At 64.1% G+C, this 21,091-nt stretch carries 17 protein-coding genes; 2 read left to right on the top strand and 15 right to left on the bottom strand.

Features of this window, described 5'->3' with window-relative positions; all coding sequences use genetic code 11:
* Positions 1–7: 7 nt before the first annotated feature.
* The 12 genes from lpxA to rpsB all read right to left on the bottom strand — a co-directional run bounded on the left by lpxA (position 8) and on the right by rpsB (position 12,262).
* Positions 8–820 carry an acyl-ACP--UDP-N-acetylglucosamine O-acyltransferase gene (gene lpxA, locus QO014_RS01815; RefSeq protein WP_266346936.1) on the bottom strand — a complete coding sequence of 271 codons (813 nt, stop codon included), beginning with the start codon at positions 818–820 and terminating at the stop codon, positions 8–10.
* 9 nt (positions 821–829) lie between these two features.
* Positions 830–1,285 (bottom strand): 3-hydroxyacyl-ACP dehydratase FabZ, encoded by a 456-nt coding sequence (gene fabZ, locus QO014_RS01810; RefSeq protein WP_266346935.1) that lies wholly within the window; start codon positions 1,283–1,285, stop codon positions 830–832.
* Between the two features lie 4 nt (positions 1,286–1,289).
* On the bottom strand, positions 1,290–2,354 hold the full coding sequence (gene lpxD / locus QO014_RS01805; protein WP_266346934.1) for a UDP-3-O-(3-hydroxymyristoyl)glucosamine N-acyltransferase: 1,065 nt from the start codon (positions 2,352–2,354) through the stop codon (positions 1,290–1,292).
* A 68-nt stretch (positions 2,355–2,422) separates the two neighbouring features.
* Positions 2,423–4,765, bottom strand: a complete 2,343-nt coding sequence (gene bamA / locus QO014_RS01800) for an outer membrane protein assembly factor BamA (RefSeq protein ID WP_266346933.1) — start codon at positions 4,763–4,765, stop codon at positions 2,423–2,425.
* Positions 4,766–4,947: 182 nt separating this feature from the next.
* Entirely contained in the window at positions 4,948–6,093 is a 1,146-nt protein-coding gene (gene rseP, locus QO014_RS01795) for an RIP metalloprotease RseP (RefSeq protein ID WP_266346932.1), read from the bottom strand.
* Between the two features lie 48 nt (positions 6,094–6,141).
* Positions 6,142–7,341, bottom strand: a complete 1,200-nt coding sequence (gene dxr, locus QO014_RS01790; RefSeq protein ID WP_266347763.1) for a 1-deoxy-D-xylulose-5-phosphate reductoisomerase — start codon at positions 7,339–7,341, stop codon at positions 6,142–6,144.
* 26 nt (positions 7,342–7,367) lie between these two features.
* Complete coding sequence (locus QO014_RS01785) at positions 7,368–8,222, bottom strand: phosphatidate cytidylyltransferase (RefSeq protein ID WP_266347762.1); 855 nt, start codon at positions 8,220–8,222, stop codon at positions 7,368–7,370.
* 5 nt (positions 8,223–8,227) lie between these two features.
* Positions 8,228–9,013 carry an isoprenyl transferase gene (locus tag QO014_RS01780; RefSeq protein ID WP_266346931.1) on the bottom strand — a complete coding sequence of 262 codons (786 nt, stop codon included), beginning with the start codon at positions 9,011–9,013 and terminating at the stop codon, positions 8,228–8,230.
* A gap of 16 nt (positions 9,014–9,029) precedes the next feature.
* Positions 9,030–9,575: a ribosome recycling factor gene (frr, locus tag QO014_RS01775; protein ID WP_266346930.1), complete on the bottom strand. Its 546-nt coding sequence runs from the start codon at positions 9,573–9,575 to the stop codon at positions 9,030–9,032.
* Between the two features lie 45 nt (positions 9,576–9,620).
* Positions 9,621–10,343 carry a UMP kinase gene (gene pyrH, locus QO014_RS01770; RefSeq protein ID WP_266346929.1) on the bottom strand — a complete coding sequence of 241 codons (723 nt, stop codon included), beginning with the start codon at positions 10,341–10,343 and terminating at the stop codon, positions 9,621–9,623.
* 98 nt (positions 10,344–10,441) lie between these two features.
* Positions 10,442–11,368: a translation elongation factor Ts gene (gene tsf, locus QO014_RS01765; protein ID WP_266346928.1), complete on the bottom strand. Its 927-nt coding sequence runs from the start codon at positions 11,366–11,368 to the stop codon at positions 10,442–10,444.
* A gap of 111 nt (positions 11,369–11,479) precedes the next feature.
* Positions 11,480–12,262, bottom strand: coding sequence for a 30S ribosomal protein S2 (gene rpsB, locus QO014_RS01760; protein WP_266346927.1), 783 nt, complete (start codon positions 12,260–12,262; stop codon positions 11,480–11,482).
* A gap of 445 nt (positions 12,263–12,707) precedes the next feature.
* Between rpsB and QO014_RS01755 the strand changes: the two genes are divergently transcribed.
* Positions 12,708–13,505, top strand: a complete 798-nt coding sequence (locus tag QO014_RS01755) for a class I SAM-dependent methyltransferase (RefSeq protein WP_266346926.1) — start codon at positions 12,708–12,710, stop codon at positions 13,503–13,505.
* Positions 13,506–13,561: 56 nt separating this feature from the next.
* Here QO014_RS01755 and dnaE read toward each other — a convergent pair whose 3' ends face one another.
* The 3 genes from dnaE to QO014_RS01740 form a co-directional block, all read right to left on the bottom strand.
* The gene (dnaE, locus tag QO014_RS01750) at positions 13,562–17,044 is read right to left on the bottom strand and encodes a DNA polymerase III subunit alpha (RefSeq protein ID WP_266346925.1); all 3,483 of its coding nucleotides are present in this window, start codon (positions 17,042–17,044) and stop codon (positions 13,562–13,564) included.
* Positions 17,045–17,699: 655 nt separating this feature from the next.
* Positions 17,700–19,214 carry a mechanosensitive ion channel family protein gene (locus tag QO014_RS01745; RefSeq protein WP_266346924.1) on the bottom strand — a complete coding sequence of 505 codons (1,515 nt, stop codon included), beginning with the start codon at positions 19,212–19,214 and terminating at the stop codon, positions 17,700–17,702.
* Between the two features lie 337 nt (positions 19,215–19,551).
* Entirely contained in the window at positions 19,552–19,896 is a 345-nt protein-coding gene (locus QO014_RS01740) for a hypothetical protein (protein ID WP_266346923.1), read from the bottom strand.
* 406 nt (positions 19,897–20,302) lie between these two features.
* Between QO014_RS01740 and QO014_RS01735 the strand changes: the two genes are divergently transcribed.
* On the top strand, positions 20,303–21,073 hold the full coding sequence (locus QO014_RS01735; protein WP_266347761.1) for an SDR family oxidoreductase: 771 nt from the start codon (positions 20,303–20,305) through the stop codon (positions 21,071–21,073).
* Positions 21,074–21,091: the final 18 nt, after the last annotated feature.

The following is a 21,091-nucleotide window of genomic DNA, read 5'->3' as shown; positions in this document are numbered from 1 at the left end:
CGCCGCCTCATGCCTCAGCGTCGTGATGCTCCGCCGCATGGCGGGGCATGGTGATCCGGCGCTTGCCGCGCTGGCGGATGAATTCGAGGATATGGGCGACGTTCTCGTCCTCGCCATAGCGCTCGGTCACCAGCTCAAGCCGCTCGGCGAACTGGCCGGGGCCGAAGAAGAGATCGCGATAGGCCGCGCGTAGCGCCTGGATCGCCGGCCGGCTGAAGCCGCGGCGCTTCATGCCAATGATGTTGAGGCCACCGAGCCCCTCAATACCCTCGCGCAGCGCACCGAACGGAATGACATCGTGCCAGACCGGGCAGAGGCCGCCGACGATCGCATGATCACCGACGCGCACGAACTGGTGCAGCGCGCAGAGTCCACCCAGGAACACGTTGTTGCCGATCGAGACATGACCGCCGAGCGTGGCGCAATTGGCCATGATCACATCATTGCCGAGCGTGCAGTCATGCGCGATGTGGATGCCCGTCATCAGGAAGCAGCGATCGCCGATCCGCGTCTCGCGCGGGCCAACCGAGCCGATGTTGATCGTCACATTCTCGCGGATGACGCAGTTCTTGCCGATGATGATGGCGCCCGGCTCGCCCTTGTAATGGACGGATTGCGGCGTGCCGCCCAAGGAGGCGAAGGGGCTGATCACCGTGCCGTCGCCGATCGTCGTATGCGCCTTGACCGAGACGTGATTGTTGATGACGACACCGTCGCCCAGCGTGACATCACGGCCGATAAAGGAAAACGCGCCAACGCTCACATCGGCGCCGAGACGCGCGCCGTCCTCGATGACGGCGGTAGGATGAATGTTCGTCATGGAACTCCGTTACTGCCCCACCAGCATGGCGCTGATATCGGCCTCGGCAACCTTCACACCCGCAACCTTTGCTTCGCTCTGGAAGCGCCAGAGATTGCCGCGATTGCGGATCTTACGCACGTGATATTCCAGCACATCGCCAGGTTCGACAGGCTTGCGGAACTTCGCATTGTCGATTGTCAAAAAATAGACGAGCTGCGGCTTGCCGGGGCGGGCTGCAAGGCAGATCGCGCCCGCGGTCTGCGCCATGCCCTCGATGATCAGCACGCCGGGCATGACCGGCTTTTGCGGGAAATGGCCCTGGAAATGCGGCTCATTGAACGTCACGTTCTTGATGCCGATCGCCGAATTGTCGCCGTCTATATCGATGATCTTGTCGACGAGCAGGAACGGATAGCGGTGCGGCAGAAGTTCCAGCAGGCGCGCAATATCGGCCGAACCCAGAACTTTCTGGTCCTCGGTCATGACATCATCTCCCTTCATCATGCTTGGGTCCGGACTTGATGTCGCGCTGCGCCAGCCGCCTCAGCGCGACCTCTTCCCGATACCATTCCTTGATCGGCCGCGCCGGCGCGCCGCCATAGCGGCCGCCGGGCGCCAGATCGTCCTTGACCGAGGCCGTCGCCGCCACCTGGGCGCCATGACCGATCGTGACATGGCCGTTGACACCGACCTTGCCGCCGAGAACAACGAAATCACCCAGCACGGCGCTGCCGGAAATGCCAACCTGCGAGACGATCACGCAATGGCGCCCGATCACCACGTTGTGGCCGATCTGGACCTGGTTGTCGATCTTGGTGCCCTCGCCGATCACCGTGTCGCGATTGGCGCCGCGATCGACCGTCGAATTCGCGCCGATCTCGACATCATCCTGGATGACGACACGGCCGACCTGCGGAACCTTGCTGTGGCCCTTGCCGCTCATCACATAGCCGAAACCGTCCTGCCCGATGCGGACACCCGGGTGCAGGATGACGCGGTTGCCGAGCAGCGCATTGGTCAGCGTCGCGCCGGCCGCGACATGGCAATCGCGCCCGATGCGGCAGCCCGGCCCGATCACGGCACCGGGGCCAATGACCGTGCCACGGCCGATCTCGACATTGGCGCCGATCACTGCGCCCAGCTCGACCGTAACGCCCGGCTCGATCCGCGCCGAAGCATCGATATGGGCAGCCGGCGAAATCCCGCCCTGCCCCACGAGCGCAGGACGCAGCGCCACCGCGAAGAGCCTGCGGGCAACCGCGACATAGGCGTCATAGGGCGTCGGCGTCTCGAGCGCGGCAACGCCGGGGGGAACGCTGGCGGAATGTTTCGGCGCGCAGAAACAGGCGGCCGCACGCGTCTCCGCCAACAGCGGCAGGTAGCGCGGTGCGTCGATGAAGGTCAGGTCCGAGGCGCGCGCCTGATCGAGCGGCGCGACATTCACGATCACCCGCTCAGGCGCAACACCGTTGACGATGCGCGCGCCCGTCAGGGTCACGATCTCGGCAAGGCTCATGGGTCCTGCAGGCGGGAAAAAGACGGGATCGCTCATTCATGCAAATCCACAAAGAAAAGGGCCGCCGGTGGTCCCGGCGGCCCCTAGCCATTCTATAGGCAGGATCAGAACTGCGTACCAGCGCTGAAGCGGAAGACCTGCGTCTGGTCGTAGGTTTCCTTCGTCAGAGCCTGCGCAAAGTCGGCGCGCAGCGGTCCGAACGGCGAGTTCCAGATGATCGAGGCACCCACCGACGAGCGGATCGACGAGGAGTCCTCGATCTGCAGGCCGACAAGACCGTCATAGCCGAACAGCGTACCGGCATCGGCGAATACGGCGCCACGCAGACCGAACTCCTCCGGGAACACCGGCATCGGGAACTGCACTTCGAGGGTGGCATTGTAGTAGTTCGTACCACCGATGGCGTAGCTGTCGTCGACGCCCTGGTAACGACCACCGTAACCGAAGGACTGGAAGCCGCGGATCGTCTCACCGCCACGATAGAAGTTATCGAGGACGGCGACATCCTGGCCGAGGCCGGTGATGTTACCCGCGCCAGCCTTGATCAAGCCGATGATGTCCGATTCGGGCATCAGCTCCTTGTAGTAGCGCGCATCGATCGTGCTGCGAACGAATTGGCCATCGCCACCGATACCGGCAAAATCCTGAGCCAGGCGAACGAACACGCCGTTCGAAGGCTCCTGATAATTGTCGATCGTCGAGTAGGTCAGCTGATAACCGACGGACGAATTGATCCACGAGCCGAGCGGATAGAGCTGCGCGAACGCACCCCAATCCTGGAAGTACTGGGTACCCCATGACGTCACGTCGCGCTGAGCTAGCTTGTAGTTGAACTGCACGTCGAAATCGTCGGTGATCGGCAGGCCGAGGCGGATCGTGCCACCCCAGTTATTCATGTTGTACGGACGGTAATCCGTCTGTTCGGCCTGATTATAGAGGCCGTCAAAGCCCAGCGACATGCGACGACCGAGGAAGAAGGGCTCGGTAAACGCGACGTTGAAGGTACGGTCCGACTGACCACCGCCAACGGACAGCTTCAGATACTGGCCGCGGCCGAGGAAGTTCTTCTCGGTCAGCGACACGGTGGCGATGAAGCCGCCGCCCTGATCGGTGGTGTAGCCGCCACCAACCTGGAACGAACCGGTCGACTGATCCTCGACATTACAGATGATCACAACCTTGTCGGGCGTACTGCCGGGCTGAGTCGTGATGTTGACCGTCTTAAAGTAGCCGAGATTCTTCAACCGGCGTTCCGCCTTGTCGATCAGGACGCGGTTATAGGCGTCGCCTTCCGACATATCGAACTCGCGACGGATGACATAGTCACGGGTACGCGTGTTGCCGCGAATCTCGATCCGTTCGACATAGAGCCGCGGGCCCTCGTCGACCATGTAGGTCATGTTGATCGTGTGATTGGCGTAGTCGCGGTCACCGCGCGGACGAACCGTCGCGAAGGAATGGCCCTCACCAAGCACGGCCGAGTTCAACGCCTCGGTCGTGCGCTCGACGAGCTGCGAGTTGAAGACGCGTCCGCTCTTGGTCTGGACGAGCGAATTGAGCGGCGCCGTGTTCAGATCGGTGATCGACGAGTCGACCGCCACATTGCCGAAGCGATAGCGCGCACCTTCATCGACCGTGATCGTGATCGAGTAGCGATTCTTCTGATCGTTGAACTGCACGTCCGTCGACACGACGCGGAAGTCAGCAAAGCCGTTGCGCATGTAGAAGCGACGAATCTGCTCCTCGTCGGCCTGCAGCTTGGCGTCGTCGAACTGGTCGCGCTTGGACAGCCAGCTGGTGAAATTCGTCGTCTTGATCGACATCACATTGCGCAGGCGACGGGACGAGAACGCCTTGTTGCCGACGAAGGTGATGTTCGAGATGCCGGTGCGCGTGCCTTCAACGATGTTGAATACGACGTCGGTGCGGCCATTGTCGCGCGGAATGGTCTGGACGGTGACAGCTGCCTCGGCGCGACCGTTGCGCTTGTAGAGCTCCTTCAGCCGCTCGACGTCGCCATCAAGCTTGGCCTGGCTCAGCACGCCGCGCGGCTTCGTCTCGACGACGGTCGTCAGCATATCGTCCTTGAGCTTCTTGTTGCCCTGGAAACGCACACTGCCGACGACGTTGTTCTCGCTGACGCTGACGACGAGCGAGCTCCCCCGCTTGGCGATCTTCACGTCTGAGAACAGACCGGTCGCATAAAGCGCCTTGATCGATTCGTTGATCTGATCCGGGCCGAAACTCTTGCCCGGCTGGATCGACACGTAATTGCGGACGGTCTCAGCATCGATGCGCTGATTGCCCTGAACGACGATGCTGCTGACGGTCTCGGCGCGAGCCTCGACGGCACCCAGGATTGACAACTGAGCAAGGAACGCCAGTGCCGCGATCGCCATGAAGGCCGCGCGAACACCCCCCCGCGTGAAAGTCCTGAAGAAATTCATTGGGATCAGACGCCCTTTTCGATACCGACTTTCCGGCCCTACCCCGGAGGCTATCAACCTCATAAGGCCGCACTACTCATTCGTTTGTGGCAGGCTTTGCCAGGGTCCGCAAGTCGAGGCCCAATGTGGCACAACGGAATTTAACCGTCCGTTGCCAAGCCGCCACGGCTTCCGAAATTATGTCAAAGCGATGTCAAGTGCATGATATCGTTCCAGGTCGTGAAGATCATCAACATGACGACCGCCGCGAGCCCGATACGGAAGCCCAGGTCCTGTGCCCGCGCGCTGAGCGGACGGCCACGAACGGCCTCGATCGCGTAGAAGAGAAGGTGCCCGCCATCGAGCATCGGCACCGGGAAAAGGTTGAGCAGGCCTATGCTGACGGACAGAACAGCCGCCAGATTGACCAGCGCGACGAAGCCCAGCGTGGCGACCTGGCCGGAGACCTGCGCGACCCGGATCGGACCACCCAGTTCATCGGCCGATTCCCGGCCGGAGAAGATGCCGCCGATATAGGCGAAGGTGCGATCGACGACGAACCAGGTCTCCTTGGCGCCGAGGAGAATCGCCTGCGGCAGCGCAAAACGCTCGACCTTCACATTGGCCGCGGACGCATCGCGCGACAGCCCGAGCTGGCCAATCCGGTGCACATTGCCGAATCGGTCGGTGACCTCGCGCCGCGCCGGCGTCGCCTGCAGCGTCAGTTCGCTGCCGCCGCGCTGGACCAGCACGGTCAGCGGCAGGTCGGCGCTGGTGCTGACGATACGCTGCAGATCGTTGAACGATTCGATCTTGGAGCCGCCGATTTCGAGAATCAGATCGCCCGGCTTGAAGCCGGCAATATCGGCGGCGCTGCCGGCGACGACCTGGTCGACGCGAGCCGTCGTCGTCTCGCGGCCATAGATCGTGAAGATGGCGGCGAAGATTGCGATGGCCAGAATGAAATTGGCGATCGGGCCGGCCGCGACGATGGCCGCGCGTTGCCAGACCGACTTGCCGAAGAAGGTATCCCGGCGCTCGTCATCGCTCATCTTGTCGAGCGCCTGACGGTCTGGCGTGCTGGCGCCGTCCTCGTCGCCGAGGAACTTCACATAGCCGCCGAGCGGAATCGCCGAAATCTTCCAGCGCGTGCCGTGGCGGTCGTTGAAGCCGACCAGTTCCGGGCCGAAGCCGATCGAGAACGCCTTGACGCTGACACCGCACCAGCGCGCAACGAGGAAATGGCCGAGTTCGTGGACGAAGACCACCAGTGTCAGCACGAACAGAAACGGAATGAGATAGCCGAGCGCGCCCGTTCCGAACTGTCCGATATGGCCGAGAAACTCCATCGTCACCCTACCCTTTGCAACAATATGGGCACACGCGGTTGCGGAGCCCTAGCCTGCCCTGAGCCTGCCCCGGCGCGCAATCGTCTCGCGCGCCAGCCGGCGACCCTCGGCGTCGATGGTCAGTGCCGCCTCGATCGAGCCGACCTCGGCGCCGCCCACAGTGGCGGTCGCAAGATCGAGGGCCGATTCGACCGTCGCCGCAATATCGAGATAGTCGATCTCGCCGGCGAGGAAGTACTGAACCGCAACCTCATTGGCCGCATTCAGTATATTGGTGGCCCAGTTTCCGCTCTCCAAGGCGCGCCGCGCCAATTGAAGAGATGGAAAGCGCTCCAAATCCGGCTTTTCGAAGGTCAGCGTGCCGGCGAGCGCCAGATCAAGGCGCGGTGTCGCGACGGCCACGCGCTTTGGCCAGGCGAGGCAATGGGCGATTGGAATGCGCATGTCGGGCGCGCCCATATGCGCGATCACCGACCCGTCCGTATAAGCGACGAAGCCGTGCACCACCGATTGCGGATGAACCAGCACGTCGATCCGATCCGATTCGATATCGAAGAGATGATGCGCCTCGATGATCTCGAGGCCCTTGTTCATCATCGTGGCCGAATCGATCGTGATCTTGCGGCCCATGGTCCAGTTCGGATGCTTCAGGGCCTGGGCGAGCGTCGCCCGGCTCATCTGCTCCAGCGTCCAGGTCCGGAACGGCCCGCCCGAGGCGGTGATGGTGATGCGATCCACGGCACTCGCATTCTCTGCCTCGAGCGCCTGGAAGATCGCGTCATGCTCCGAATCGACGGGCAGAACCCCCACGCCCACCGCTGCGGCGCGACGGTTGAAGAGCGTGCCGGCGCAGACGAGGCACTCCTTGTTGGCGAGCGCTATATCGGCACCGGCCTCGATCGCCGCCAGCGTCGGCGCAAGCCCGGCGGCGCCGACGATCGCCGCCACGACGAGATCGACGGGCCGAGCTGCCGCCTCGATGATCGCGGCCGGACCAGCCGCGGCCGCAATGCCACTGCCGGAGAGCGCCGCGACGAGTGCTCCATGCGCATCGGGATCAGCCACGACGGCAAGCTTCGCACCCAGCCGGATCGCGATCGCGGCAAGCTCGTCGGCTCGGCTCTGCGCCGTCACCACCTCGACCTCGAAGGCCGCGCGCTGCTGCAGGACCACGTCGACCGTGCTGGTGCCGACCGAGCCCGTCGCCCCGAGGATCGAGATCCTCCGCGGCCCGGCCTCCGCCCGCATGGCGCGGCTCGATGATACCGGGCTTCTCACCAAAGCAGCATTCCTCGTCCGATTTCGGCAGGCCCGGCATGAGCCCAGCCGACCAGCATGGCCGCGGCTCCGGCAAAGATGAGACCGTCGACACGGTCCATCATGCCGCCATGGCCAGGGATGATGGTGCTCGAATCCTTCTTGTCGAAGAGACGCTTCAGCGCCGATTCGACCAGATCGCCGATCTGGGAAACGAGGGAAAGCCCTACGAGCAGCGCGACCAGCTTCCATCCGACCGGCACGCCGAGCAGCACGGGGGCAATGAGAGCGAGCGCAACGCCGCCGATCAGGCCGCCGATCGAGCCTGACCAGGTCTTCTTCGGCGAAACACGGGGCCAGAGCTTAGGACCGCCGATCCCGCGTCCGGCAAAATAGGCGATGCTGTCCGTTCCCCAGACGACGACCAGCAACACCACGATGGCCGTGAGGCCATAGGCGGGGTCGGCCCTGAGTGCGGCGAGCGATACGCCAAGCAGGCCGGCATAGAGGCTGCCGAGCGCCAGCCAGAACGAGCGCGACAGAGCGAGCGCGACGAGCGCGCCAGCGATCATGACGCAAAGGCCTATGACAACGCCGTACAGCCCCGCCAAGAGGGCGGCCAGCACGACGAAGGCGGTGCCCAGCGCCGTCTCAGCGTTGCTCGGCCAGATCGAGGGCGATCGCCCCACGATCGTCGCCCATTCGGCAAACACGATGGCCGCGACAATCGCCGCGAGAGCGTAGGCGGCGGGACCGCCCCACCACGCGCCGAGGAGCGAGACCGGGATAAGCACCAGCGACGACCAGAGGCGAAGTGCCAGGTCGGCATTGCGTCGGGGTTTCGCGGGCTCGGGCGTGAAAGACGGCTGCACGACCTTCAACCGCCCCTCCGCGCCTTGATCCCGCCGAAGCGGCGCGTGCGCTTCGAATATTCGGCCACGGCCTGCACATAGGCGCTGCGGTCGAAATCGGGCCAATAGAGCGGGAGGAAGACGAGTTCGGAATAGGCGGCCTGCCAGAGCAGGAAATTGGAGAGGCGCATCTCGCCGCTCGTGCGGATGACGAGGTCCGGATCGGGCATATCGGCCGTATCGAGGCGCGCGGTGATCGCGGCCTCGTCGATCGCCTCGGGCGCCAGGCGGCCGGCCGCCACATCCTCGCCAAGCCGGCGAACCGCCCGCGTAATCTCGTCGCGACCACCATAATTGAAGGCGATCACCAGGCAGAGTCCGGTATTGGCCCCCGTCAGCGCCTCGGCATGATCGAGCAGCGCGCGAATATCATCGGTGAGCTTGAGCCGGCTGCCGATGACGCGCACGCGCACATTGTTGCGGTTGAGATCGGCGAGATCGCGCTGGATGAAGAGCCGCAGCAGCCCGAACAGGAACTGCACCTCGAGCGGCGGACGGGACCAGTTCTCCGAGGAGAAGCTGAACAGCGTCAGATAGCCGACGCCGAGCTCGCGCGAAGTCTCGACCGCGGCGCGCACCGATTCCATTCCGCGCCGGTGGCCTTCGGTGCGCGACAGGCCGCGCCCGACAGCCCAGCGGCCATTGCCATCCATGATGATGGCAACGTGCCGGGGAATCTGCAGCGAGGCAATGTCGGCATCTGAAGGCGTCGCCAGAAGCTCGGCGCCCGAATCGTCGGCATGCGAGTTCATGGCCTTGTCCTGCCGGTCAGACGTGGAGTATCTCCGCTTCCTTCGCCGCCAGAACGGCGTCGATCTCCGCGATGGTCTCGTCCGTCAGCTTCTGGATCTTGTCCGCGAGCTTACGGCTCTCGTCTTCGCTGAGGCCATCGGCCTCGCTCTTCTTCAGGCTGTCAATGCCGTCGCGGCGAACATGGCGCACGGAAATGCGTGCCGCTTCCGCATATTTGTGCGCGACCTTGACGAATTCCTTGCGTCGGTCGGCGTTCAGCTCCGGAATCGGAATGCGAAACACCTGCCCCTCCACGATCGGGTTGAGGCCGAGGCTCGATTCACGGATCGCCTTCTCGACGGCCTGGGCCGTGCCGCGGTCCCAGACCTGCACATTGATCATGCGCGGCTCGGGAACGCTCACGGTCGCGAGCTGCGAGAGCGGCATGTTCGTGCCATAGGCGTTGACCGTGATCGGGTCGAGCATGCTGGACGAGGCGCGCCCCGTCCTCAAACCGGCCAATTCGCCCTTGAGCACGGAAATCGCGCCCTGCATGCGGCGATTGAGATCATCGAGATTCATGGCATCCTCTTATTCTTATTTGCCGATCCGCCGCGTCGGACTTGTTCATTCGTCGGCAATGATCGTGGCACGTCCTTCGCCGCGCAGAACGTCGACGAAGGCGCCTGGCTGCTGGATCGAGAACACGATTAGCGGAATTCCATTGTCGCGGGCAAGCGCCACGGCGGCGGCATCCATTACCTGCAATCCGCGCGCCAACACGTCAGCGTGGGTGATCCTGTCGAAACGCACCGCATTCGGGTCCTTCTTGGGGTCCGCCGAATAGACGCCATCGACATTGGTGCCCTTGAAGAGGGCATCGCAGTCCATTTCGGCGGCGCGCAGCGCAGCACCGGAATCTGTGGTGAAGAACGGGTTGCCGGTGCCGCCGGCGAAGAGCACGACCTTGCCACGCTTCAGCGCCCGCTCGGCGCGTTGCTGCGAGAAGGTCTCGCAGATCGTGGGCATCGGAATGGCGGAGAAGATGCGCGACGAGATGCGACGGCGCTCCAGCGCCTCATGCATGCCGATCGCGTTCATGACCGTGGCCAGCATGCCCATATGATCGCCGGCGACGCGGTTGCCGCCCGCCTTGGCAATGGTCATGCCGCGGAAGATATTGCCGCCACCCACGACGAGGGCGACTTCAACGCCCGATTCGACGGCCTGCCCGACTTCCCCCGCTATGCGATCGATGACCTTTTCGTCGATTCCGAAGGGCTGGGACCCCAGCAACGCTTCACCAGAGACTTTGAGGAGCACGCGTCGATACCGGGCTGCCGCCGCCATATTGTTCTCCGGGCTACTTGAGTGAAGGCGTTTTCGGATACACGAAGGGCGCCGGATTGTCATCCGGCGCCCCGAAGTTTCATTCAGAAACTATTGAATTATTTCGTGCCGGCAACAGCAGCGACCTCGGCGGCGAAATCGCTCTCTTCCTTCTCGACGCCTTCGCCGAGGCGGAAGGAGACGAACTTCGCAACCGTGATCGGAGCGCCGACATCGGCTTCCGCAGCCTTGACCGCCTTCTCGACCGTCAGGTCGGGATTGATGACGAAGGCCTGCGAGAGAAGCACGACTTCCTCGTAGAACTTGCGCACGCGACCCTCGACCATCTTCTCGATGATCGCCTCGGGCTTGCCCGATTCACGGGCCTGGTCGGCATAGACCGCACGCTCGCGCGCGACGACTGCCGGATCGATGTCCTCGGCCTTCAGCGCCAGCGGGTTCGCGGCGGCGATGTGCATCGCGACCTGGCGGCCCAAGGCGAGCAGCGCATCCTTGTCGCCGGACGATTCGAGGCCGACGACGACGCCGATCTTGCCCAGGCCCGGCGCGGTGGCGCCATGGATATAGGTCGCGACCACGCCGTTGCTGACCGAGACTTCGGCCGAGCGGCGGAGATTCATGTGCTCGCCGATCGTCGCGATCGCGGCGGTGATCGCATCGGCGACGGTCTTGTCGGAACCGGGGAACGGCGCGGCGGCGACCGCCTCGACCGAACCATCAGTGCCGAGCGCCGCCTGGGCGACGTTCTGGACGATCTGCTGGAACTCGGCATTGCGCGCGACGAAGTCGGTCTCGGAGTTGACCTCGACGACAACGGCCTTCGGGCCCGAAACGGCAACGCCGACCAGACCCTCGGCAGCCACGCGGCCAGCCTTCTTGGCGGCCTTGGCGAGACCCTTGGTCCGGAGCCAGTCGATCGCGGCCTCGATGTCGCCGTCGGTCTCGGTCAGCGCGCTCTTGCAGTCCATCATGCCCGCGCCAGTCTTCTCGCGCAGGTCCTTCACCATCGAAGCGGAAATAGCCATCGTCTGCCTCGTTTCCTGTTTTTTCTAACGAACAGCCGGGCAAAGGCGCCCGGCTGCTGGTCTGTCTTCGGTCATGGGCAACCGCGCATCGGCGCGGCCGCTCGATTAAATTCAGGCGGCGGTCACTTCGGCGACGGGCTCCTCGGCGGGAACCGCATCGTCATAGACCTCTTCCTCGGCGCCGATATCGACACCAGCCGAGCCGGAGGCCCGCAGGATGCCGTCGAGCGCTGCGCGCGCAATGAGATCGCCATAGAGCGTCAGGGCGCGGCCGGCATCGTCATTGCCCGGGATCGGATAGGTAATGCCGTCCGGGTCGGAATTCGAGTCGATCACCGCGGCGACCGGAATGTGCAGGCGGCGTGCTTCCTGGATGGCGAGGGCTTCCTTGTTCGTGTCGATCACGAAGAGGAGGTCCGGAATGCCGCCCATGTCCTTGATACCGCCGAGGGCGTTCTCGAGCTTGTCGCGCTCGCGCGACAGCGTCAGACGCTCCTTCTTGGTCAGGCCCTGCACGTCCGACGACAGCAGTTCGTCGAGGTGACGCAGGCGCTGGATCGAATGCGAGATCGTCTTCCAGTTGGTCAGCATGCCGCCGAGCCAACGCGAATTGACATAATACTGCGCGCAACGCTTGGCGGCAGCAGCGACCGGCTCGGCAGCCTGGCGCTTCGTGCCAACGAAGAGAACGCGACCACCACCGGCGACGGTGTCGCTCACCGCCTGCAGCGCGCGATGCAGCATCGGCACGGTCTGGGCGAGATCGATGATGTGGATGTTGTTGCGGACGCCATAGAGATAGGGCGCCATCTTCGGATTCCAGCGGTGCTTCTGGTGACCGAAATGCACGCCGGCTTCGAGAAGCTGGCGCATGGAGAAATCAGGAACTGCCATAGTACAGGTATCCTTTTACCGGTTGAACCTCCGTGGGGAAAGCCGCGTCTGCGGCACCGGTGGGTTTCGACAAACGATACTGATCGCCGCCGGAACCCGAGCCCCACGTGTGGAATGCGCGCCTTATAGTCGCGAAAGTCACAGAAGGCAAGGCGCGGCTGGCAAGCATGGCGCCGCGATGTCCAGCCCCTGTTCGGCTCGAGCCGGTGCCGCCCGCCGCAGCGCGCGGTCTCCCGGCTCTAGCGGAACACGCCATTGCGATGCCGGCCGTGCCTGCGATCCGTGCTAGAATAGCGCGTTCGCCACCCGCCGGTCGATCACGGCGCCATCGGCAGCGTGACGAACAACTCCCGGGGGATGCAGGCCCATCAAGGCGCCGCAACAACATGAGCCAGCCGGGGCGGAGAACGCCTTGGCGGCGCGATGCTCCTGGGAGGCTGCTCCAATGGAATCCGACAAGGTCTTCGCGGGTCCCGTCCCGCAGGTCTATGACCGCTATCTCGGGCCGATCCTGTTCCAGCCCTATGCCGAACTTCTCGCCGGCCGGCTCGACGCGACCGACCAGACGATCCTCGAGACCGCCGCCGGCACCGGCATCGTCACGCGCGCGCTCGCATCCGCCTGGCCGGCAAGCAGCCTCGTCGCGACCGATCTCAACCAGGCCATGCTCGACGTCGCCGCCGCGCGGTTGGCTGATGGCCGGGTGACATGGCGGCAGGCGGATGCGCAGGCCCTGCCCTTCGCCGATTCCACCTTCGACGTCGTCGTCTCGTCTTTCGGCGTCATGTTCATGCCGGACAAGCAGGCCGCCTATCGCGAGGCACAGCGCGTGCTCAAGCCCGGCCGCCGCTTCATCTTCACCGTCTGGGACCGGATCGACGCCAATCCGTTGATGGCGATTGCCGACGAGACCGTGGCGGGCCTGTTTCCGGAGGACCCGCCGCATTTTCTCGCCCGCACACCCTGCGGCTATCATGACAAGGCGCGGATCGAGCGCGATCTGCGCGAAGCCGGCTTCCGGTCGGTCACGATCGAGGAGGCGCGCACGCAAGGCGCCGTGGCGGATGCGACGCATCCCGCGACCGGTTGCTGCCAGGGCTCGCCGCTGCGGGGCGAGATCGAGGCCCGCGATCCGAACGGCCTCATGCGGGCGACCGACGCTACGGCGGCGGCGATCACCGCGCGGTTCGGCGCCGGCCCCTTCCATGCGCCGATGCAGGCGCTCGTCGTGACGGCGGCTTGAGAGCCGGCCGACGCGCAACCCGGCTCACAGAGCTTTAGGGCAGGAACAGCCCTGCCCTAAACCAGCTCGACATGCTCGACGCCGTTCACGGCGCGGAGCGCGCTCGCGATCTGCGGCGACAATTGATAGCGGCCGGGAAGCTGGACCTCGACTTCGCGCGCGCCCCGGTCGAGCAGCAGCACGAGGCTGACATCGCCATCGCCATTGCCGCGCGCGAGATGGCGCTGAATGCTGCGCAAGGGCTCCTCGCCGCGCAGGAAGACACGCAGTTGCTTGAGCCCACTATCCACCTCGTCGAGCGGCTTGACCGAGATGATGCGCACGCTGATGCCCTCGGGCCGATCTTCCGCACCGACCTGCACGACCACCGAATTGCCCGGCTCCAGCCGATCGCGGAACTCGTTCAGCGCCTCCGAGAACAGAATCGCCTCGAACTGGCCCGTCGGGTCGGAAAACTGGACGATGCCCATGCGATTGCCGGTCTTGGTCTTGCGCTCCTGCCGCGCCGTGACCGTGCCGGCGAGACGGCCGGCCGAAGCGCCGCGCCGCACCGCCTCGGAGAAATCGGCCCAGCTCTGCACGCGCAGCCGCTGCAGCACTGGCGCATATTCATCGAGCGGATGGGCGGAGAGATAGAAGCCAACCACCGCATGCTCGCGCTGCAATCGCTCCGAGGGCAACCAGGGCTCGACCGGCGGGAGGATCAGCGGCTCGCGCTGCGCGCCGCCGCCGCCGAAGAAATCGTTCTGCCCGCTCATCGAGCCTTCGACCACACGCGCGCCCATGGCGAGGATGCGCTCGGCACCGGCCAGGATCTGGGCGCGATCGCGCTCGAAGGCATCGAACGCGCCGGCTGCGATCAGGCTTTCCAGCGTGCGCTTGTTCAGGATCTTCGGGTTGATGCGCGCGGCGAAATCGGCGAGATCGCTGAAGGGGCGCTCACCCCGCGCCTCGACCAGATGCTCGATCGCCTGCCCGCCGACGCCCTTGATCGCTGCGAGCGAATACAGGATCCGCCCATCCTCGACGTCGAAGACGCCGCCCGAGCGGTTGACCGAGGGAAGCTCAACCGTAATGCCGAGTCGCATCGCCTCGCGGCGGAAATCGTTCAGCTTGTCGGTATTGCCCATGTCGAGCGTCATCGACGCCGCCAGGAACTCGACCGGATAGTTCGCCTTCATATAGGCGGTCTGGTAGGCGACCAGCGCATAGGCGGCCGCGTGGCTCTTGTTGAAGCCGTAATCGGCGAATTTCGCCAGGAGGTCGAAGATCGTGTCGGCGCGTTCCTTGGTCAGGCCCTGCTTGACGGCGCCCTCGACGAAGCGCACGCGCTGCGCATCCATTTCGGCCTTGATCTTCTTGCCCATGGCACGGCGCAGAAGATCCGCTTCGCCGAGCGAATAGCCGGACAGGATCTGCGCGATCTGCATCACCTGTTCCTGGTAGATGATGACGCCGTGGGTCTCCTTCAGCACCGTCTCCAGCAGGGGGTGGAGATAGTCCGGCTTCTCCTCGCCATGCTTGCGGGCGTTGTAGGTCGGGATATTGTCCATCGGGCCAGGGCGATAGAGCGCGACGAGGGCGATGATGTCCTCGAACCGGTCCGGCCGCATGCCGACCAGCGCCTTGCGCATGCCCTGGCTTTCCAACTGGAACACGCCGACCGTCTCACCCCGCGTCAGCATGTCGTAGGAGAGCTTGTCGTCGAGCGGCAGCGCCGAAAGATCGAGCTTTATCCCGCGCTTGGCGACGAGCTTTACAGCGGTTTCGAGGACGGTCAGCGTCTTCAGGCCGAGGAAGTCGAACTTCACCAGCCCGGCGCTCTCGACCCATTTCATGTTGAACTGGGTCACCGGCATGGAGGAGCGCGGGTCGCGATAGAGCGGCACCAGCGCATCCAGCCGGCGATCGCCGATCACGATGCCTGCGGCATGCGTCGAGGCGTGGCGATAGAGGCCCTCGAGCTTCTGCGCCATGTCGAGCAGTTGGGCGACGATCGGCTCCTCGTCGCGGGCGGCGCGCAGGCGCGGCTCGTCCTCGATCGCCTTGTCGAGCGAGACGGGATTGGCCGGGTTCTGCGGCACGAGCTTGCAGAGCCGGTCGACCTGGCCATAGGGCATCTGCAGCACGCGGCCGACATCGCGCAGCACGGCGCGCGCCTGCAGCGTACCGAAGGTGATGATCTGCGCGACCTGCGCGGCGCCATATTTCTGTTGGACGTAGTTGATGACCTCGTCGCGGCGGTCCTGGCAGAAATCGATGTCGAAATCCGGCATCGAGACGCGCTCGGGATTGAGGAAGCGCTCGAACAGCAGCGCGAAGCGCATCGGATCGAGATCGGTGATGGTGAGCGACCAGGCGACCAGCGAGCCCGCGCCCGAGCCGCGGCCCGGCCCGACCGGAATGCCCTGTGCCTTGGCCCATTTGATGAAGTCGGCGACGATCAGGAAGTAGCCGGGGAACTTCATCTTCTCGATGACGCCGAGCTCGAATTCGAGCCGCGACCAGTAATCTTCCTCCGACAATCCCGGCGCGCGGCCATGGAAGGCGAGGCGTTTCTCCAGCCCGTCGCGTGCCTGCTGGCGCAGCGCCGCCACCTCGGCCTTTTCCGCCTCCTCCGCATCGGCATCGGCGCCGGCGAAGCGCGGCAGGATCGGCTTGCGCTTCAGCGGCCGGTAATGGCAGCGCAGCGCGATCTCGACCGAATTGCCGACCGCCTCGGGCAGGTCGGAGAACAGCGACACCATCTCGGCGCGGCTTTTGAAATAATGCTCCGCCGTCAGCCGGCGCCTCTTGTCGTCCGCCACCACCGCACCCTCGGCGATGGCGATCAGCGCGTCATGGGCCTCGTAATCGCCGCGCTTCGGGAAGAACGCCTCATTGGTCGCGACCAGCGGCAGACCGTGGCGATAGGCGAGCGAAACCAGCTCCGGCTCGGTGCGCAGTTCATCCGGCGTCTTGTGACGCTGCAATTCGACATAGAGCCTGTTGTCCAGCATGGCGGCCAGACGCTCCAGCCGCTTCTCCGCAAAGGCACCCTGCCCGACCCGGATCGCCTGGTCGACCGGCCCGTTGCCGCCGCCGGACAGCACGATGAGCCCCTGATGCGCGCCTTCGAGATCGGCGATCGAAATATGCGGGCGGTCGCCCGAATCCGTCTCCATGAAGGAGCGCGAGACGAGGCGGACCAGATTCCAGTATCCCTCCTCGCTCGCGGCCAGCATGACGAGATCGGCGAGCGATTTCTGACCCGGCAGCGGACGACGGCTCGGCTCGAAGCCGTCGTCGAAGTCGATCGCCATCTGGCAGCCGATGATCGGCTGAATGCCGATCTCGACCATCTTCTCGGAGAATTCCAGCGCCCCGAACAGATTGCCCGTATCCGTGAGGGCGAGTGCCGGCATCTTGTCGGCGATCGCGAGCTTGGTCAGCGTCTTCAGCGGCAGCGCGCCTTCGAGCAACGAATAGGCGGAATGCACGCGCAGATGGACGAAGCCGACATCCTTGACGAGGCGATCCTCTGCGACCGGACGGCTCATGCGGTTGACCTCTCGACCGAGCAACAAGCCGCCATTGTCCTCCGAGTCGCCCGGCCAGGTCCACAACAGCCGCGTCCACTCCACGAGCGGATCGACGCAGCCGCCCGCCTCAGACGATGTGGACGATCAGGTCCGACCAGAGGCTGACGGTGGCGACGAAGAGACCGAGGGCTGCGAGAGCGGCGAGATCGCGAACAAGTATCGTCATGGCGTTATCCTCTGAAAACACTGCGATATCCACATATGTTCACGTTTTGTTCCGTGAGTCAATCACCGTATGGGCAAGGTCAGCTCCCGCCGCACCCCCCCGAAGGCAACTGGGCTAATGTTCCGAATGATGGGCATTCCAGCAATTGCCTCTCGACAGCCGAGCCATCGCAAACAGTCGGGCATCAAGTGCTCAATCCGCATGCCCGATGTTGATTGGAGGGACTTCTCGGTACTGGTCGCCCTCGCGACGCGTGGCGGTGCATCGTGGCCGTTGCCCTTATCGGCATAGGCTGCCCGCCAGACTCCAGCTTCATGTCGAGCCGCACGCGGGCGCCCACCACACGCTCGAGCTGAAAGAACATGCCTTGGCGGCCTGCCTCAAACCAAAGGGCATGCGACCGAAACTGGGGCGGTTCAACCCATGGAAATCGTTGAGCTTGCGGCCTCAGCTCCGTGGCTCTGCTGGCGGCCCGTGACGGCTGGATGCATCGCCGCGAGACTTCGAGAGCAGCAGGTTGTGAAGGGAACGCGCCAACCCCGACGCCCCCTGCGACGGACTTACCTTTGCAGGCTCTGGTAAGACGGGCATCCGTTCGAATGCCGCCGAAATCTCTCTGGCCACCTCGGGGTGATCGGCGAGGAGCCGCGCGGCACGTCCGGCCTCGATTTCGTAGACCGTCATCTCTGTCATTGCGCGCAACGAGAAACCGTCTCCAGAGGCGGCCGGCGAGGCGGCGTCGAAGACGTCTCCAGGCGCCAGATGGCCCCTCGCGAATGTGCCTCCCCCGCGGGCTTCCTCCCAGATCGCCACACCGGTTCGAATGATCATCAGCGATGGCTGTGCCACGCTTTGTGGACCGACAGCATGATCGCGGTGGAAGCGGCGGAATTGCGCGGATGCGGCGAGCGACCGCGCTTCGTCCTGATCGAGCGCAGCAAAGACCGGAGAGGAGCGGATGAGTTCGAGCGCTTCTGGCAGTTGCATGGCCACATGAGTGAACAGGCCCGCTCGTGCCGCCACGGCAGGGGGAGCCAAAGAAAGCCCGGCGGCCCGGCTGTGGCGATAGACGAGATCGACGATCGCGTTTCTGGCCGCGACCCGGCCCTCGACATTGGCGACCCGGGCCCAGAGATCGAGCTCGACCGCTGCATCATCGATGTCGCGAATGACAATTAGCGGAGCGGGCTCGTCGAGAATCACATCACAACTGGAGAGCGCTGTTTGCATGACTGCCACGATGGCGGCGGGAGACGTCGTCGCGGCGATCCTGACCGTCACAGAGAGACCGTGGGACTCATCGGGGCTGCTGACATTGGTCAGCGCCAGTTTGGCCAGAACACTGTTCGGCAGCACGACGATATTGTGTCCAGCCGTCAGAAGATGGGTGGATTGCCAATTGGTCTCGACGACCCGTCCTTCAGTGCCGTCATCGAGCATGATCCAGTCTCCGAGACCATAGGGATGGCCGACCGTAAGGGCGATGCCAGAAAAGACGTCGCTTAGCGTCGTCTGAAGTGCGAGACCCAGGACAAGCGCGAGCGCGCCCGATGTGGCGATGAGCGTGCCCACCGGCACGGCAAAGACGAATGACAGGATCGATAGAGCCGTGCCGACATAGACGACGCCGACGACGACCTCTTGAATGAGGCGTGCTTCGCGCGGCCTCCGCTCGAACACGAGATAGAGGCGGACAATGCCGATCAGCGCCCAGGCGAGATGCACCCACCATAACAGCTTGGCTGTCGTTAGCACGGCGGCTGCGATCACTTCCCGGTTCGCAGTGTCCGGCGCGTAGGGAATGACGACATCTTCCAGGAGCAAAGCAGACATCGCGAGGAAGAAGCCAATCTGCACATACAGCCGCGTCGTCGAACGGCGACGCGGGATGATCCACCAGACCGCGATGCCCGCTATACCGAGCAGGGCAACGTGAAAGCCGGGCGCGTCCAATATAGTCATGGAGGTCGGGACCCTGGAGCGGCGCATGGGGCCACCCCCCTTGGCCGGGATTCAATGAGAGCGCCAAAGCCGCGATGGACCTCGAGGCGGTCGAACCGGAGTGGTTTCGCCCCTCCCCGATCTTGGGTCGAGCAGTGCCTCGGGTCGGATTGCCTCGTCGGTCCCATCGCGCACAGACTGTTCCTGGTCGACCGCGGCCGATACCGAAGGATTGCCGTCCTTCGTTCCATGGGTCGTTCGTTTGCTCACCGGGCTCTCCGATCGCCGCGCCCTGCATTGGGGCGCCGGGTGGCGTTCCCGGATGCCAACATTCGCTGTATCGGCTCCCGCTCGCGCCTCAGTTGACATCGATGTCGTCACGGATAGCCGGATCGGGATCGTAGACATTGACGCCGTTACCCCGCTGGTGGAACACGCCGACGCGGTCGCCCGGCGCGATGCCATTGAGCAGGAAAGGGTCGTCGAACCTGAAGGCTTCGCCGGACTGCAAGGTGAGCACACCGGTCCATGCATTGACGGACCTGACAACACCGGTTGTCTGCTCGGCATGGGCGGGAAGGATGCTGGCCAGAAGAAGGGCGGCAGAGCCCATCGAAATGATCCTGGTCATCGGGTTGTCCTCTGTTGGTGTCAGATCGACAGCAAGATTAATCAACAGATCGGGGAGATGCGCCTGGACCATCGTATAGATAATCTATATCGACCTGATATCACCCCTATGCCGCGATCTCGATCGTTTCGCTCGGCCGCTACGACAGCCTATTCAGCTCCATCAATCACAGAAAATCATAGCCCATCTTCGCCAGAAGCCGAGATATATCGCGTTGTAGAACCAGATTGTCAAACCTGCACCAATACACTGTCCCATCTATACTTCATGGCGACGGTATCACACGACATCCGCCGATAGATAGGTGGAGAGCCGTGTCAACCGGACGCGACGGGGATGGCGAGTGCAGAGGTTTTTCCGGTTTCTCTCTGCAGCCGACGAACTGGCAGGCGAGCGCCCAACCCGTCCGGCTCTCATCTCAACCGCAAGGAAGGCGCCGCGAGGCCGCGCCACGCGAAGCCAGGAAAGGGCGAGAGCCATGAAGATTGTCGTGATAGGCGGGACCGGCCTCATCGGGTCAAGACTTGTGGAGCTGCTGCGCCTGACCGACCACGAGGTCGTGCCGGCCTCGCCTACACTCGGCGTCGATACCGTGAGCGGGTCCGGCCTTGCCGATGCCCTTCGTGACGCGTCCGTCGTCGTCGACGTGTCGAACTCCCCATCGGAGGATCCCGAAACAGCTCTCGCCTTTTTCGAGGCATCGGGCCGCCATCTCCTCGCCGCTGAATCGGAGGCCGGCGTCCGCCATCACGTGGCGCTTTCGGCGGTCGGCACCGATCGACTGCCCGGCAGCGGCTATTTTCGCGCCAAGATGGCTCAGGAGCGCCTCGTCAGGGGCTCACAGAGGCCCTATACCATTCTGCGTTCCGCGCCGTTCTTCGAGTTCATCGGCGCAATCGTCGAAGCAGACCCGGAAGGCAGCGCGCTGCATGTCACGCCGGCATATGTTCAGCCAATCGCCGCCGGCGACGTCGCGGTCGCTCTGCGTGACATCGCGCTCGGCCGCCCCCAGAATCAGGAGCTCGAGGTGGTCGGACCAGACAGCTTCCGGCTCGACGAGCTCGCCGTGCAGATACTCACCGCCAATGAGGATCCGCGACCTGTCATTCCCGACCGCCAGGCCCCGTATTTCGGGGCCATTCTCGACGACGACTCCCTGATGCCCGGTGATCATCCACGCTTTGCCATGACGCGCTTCGAGGATTGGCTGCGTCTGTCGATCGCACAGAAGCTCACACCGGCATTCTAGCGACGAACAATCCTGTCA

It is taken from the genome of Kaistia dalseonensis (assembly GCF_030814715.1).
Classification (GTDB): Bacteria; Pseudomonadota; Alphaproteobacteria; order Rhizobiales; family Kaistiaceae; genus Kaistia; species Kaistia dalseonensis.
The sequence above is the reverse complement of the archived record's forward strand: the minus strand, read 5'-3'. Positions and strand labels throughout refer to the sequence as shown.

Excerpts from the sequence above, each read along its gene's own strand:
- lpxA (WP_266346936.1), bottom strand. The coding sequence starts at position 820 with ATGACGAACATTCATCCTACCGCCGTCATCGAGGACGGCGCGCGTCTC.
- dxr (WP_266347763.1), bottom strand. The coding sequence starts at position 7,341 with ATGCGGGCGGAGGCCGGGCCGCGGAGGATCTCGATCCTCGGGGCGACG.
- QO014_RS01745 (WP_266346924.1), bottom strand. The coding sequence starts at position 19,214 with ATGACTATATTGGACGCGCCCGGCTTTCACGTTGCCCTGCTCGGTATA.
- QO014_RS01735 (WP_266347761.1), top strand. The coding sequence starts at position 20,303 with ATGAAGATTGTCGTGATAGGCGGGACCGGCCTCATCGGGTCAAGACTT.
- rseP (WP_266346932.1), bottom strand. The coding sequence starts at position 6,093 with ATGGAGTTTCTCGGCCATATCGGACAGTTCGGAACGGGCGCGCTCGGC.
- lpxD (WP_266346934.1), bottom strand. The coding sequence starts at position 2,354 with ATGAGCGATCCCGTCTTTTTCCCGCCTGCAGGACCCATGAGCCTTGCC.
- fabZ (WP_266346935.1), bottom strand. The coding sequence starts at position 1,285 with ATGACCGAGGACCAGAAAGTTCTGGGTTCGGCCGATATTGCGCGCCTG.
- pyrH (WP_266346929.1), bottom strand. The coding sequence starts at position 10,343 with ATGGCGGCGGCAGCCCGGTATCGACGCGTGCTCCTCAAAGTCTCTGGT.
- tsf (WP_266346928.1), bottom strand. The coding sequence starts at position 11,368 with ATGGCTATTTCCGCTTCGATGGTGAAGGACCTGCGCGAGAAGACTGGC.
- QO014_RS01740 (WP_266346923.1), bottom strand. The coding sequence starts at position 19,896 with ATGGTCCAGGCGCATCTCCCCGATCTGTTGATTAATCTTGCTGTCGAT.
- rpsB (WP_266346927.1), bottom strand. The coding sequence starts at position 12,262 with ATGGCAGTTCCTGATTTCTCCATGCGCCAGCTTCTCGAAGCCGGCGTG.
- frr (WP_266346930.1), bottom strand. The coding sequence starts at position 9,575 with ATGAATCTCGATGATCTCAATCGCCGCATGCAGGGCGCGATTTCCGTG.
- bamA (WP_266346933.1), bottom strand. The coding sequence starts at position 4,765 with ATGAATTTCTTCAGGACTTTCACGCGGGGGGGTGTTCGCGCGGCCTTC.
- QO014_RS01780 (WP_266346931.1), bottom strand. The coding sequence starts at position 9,013 with ATGAACTCGCATGCCGACGATTCGGGCGCCGAGCTTCTGGCGACGCCT.
- dnaE (WP_266346925.1), bottom strand. The coding sequence starts at position 17,044 with ATGAGCCGTCCGGTCGCAGAGGATCGCCTCGTCAAGGATGTCGGCTTC.
- QO014_RS01755 (WP_266346926.1), top strand. The coding sequence starts at position 12,708 with ATGGAATCCGACAAGGTCTTCGCGGGTCCCGTCCCGCAGGTCTATGAC.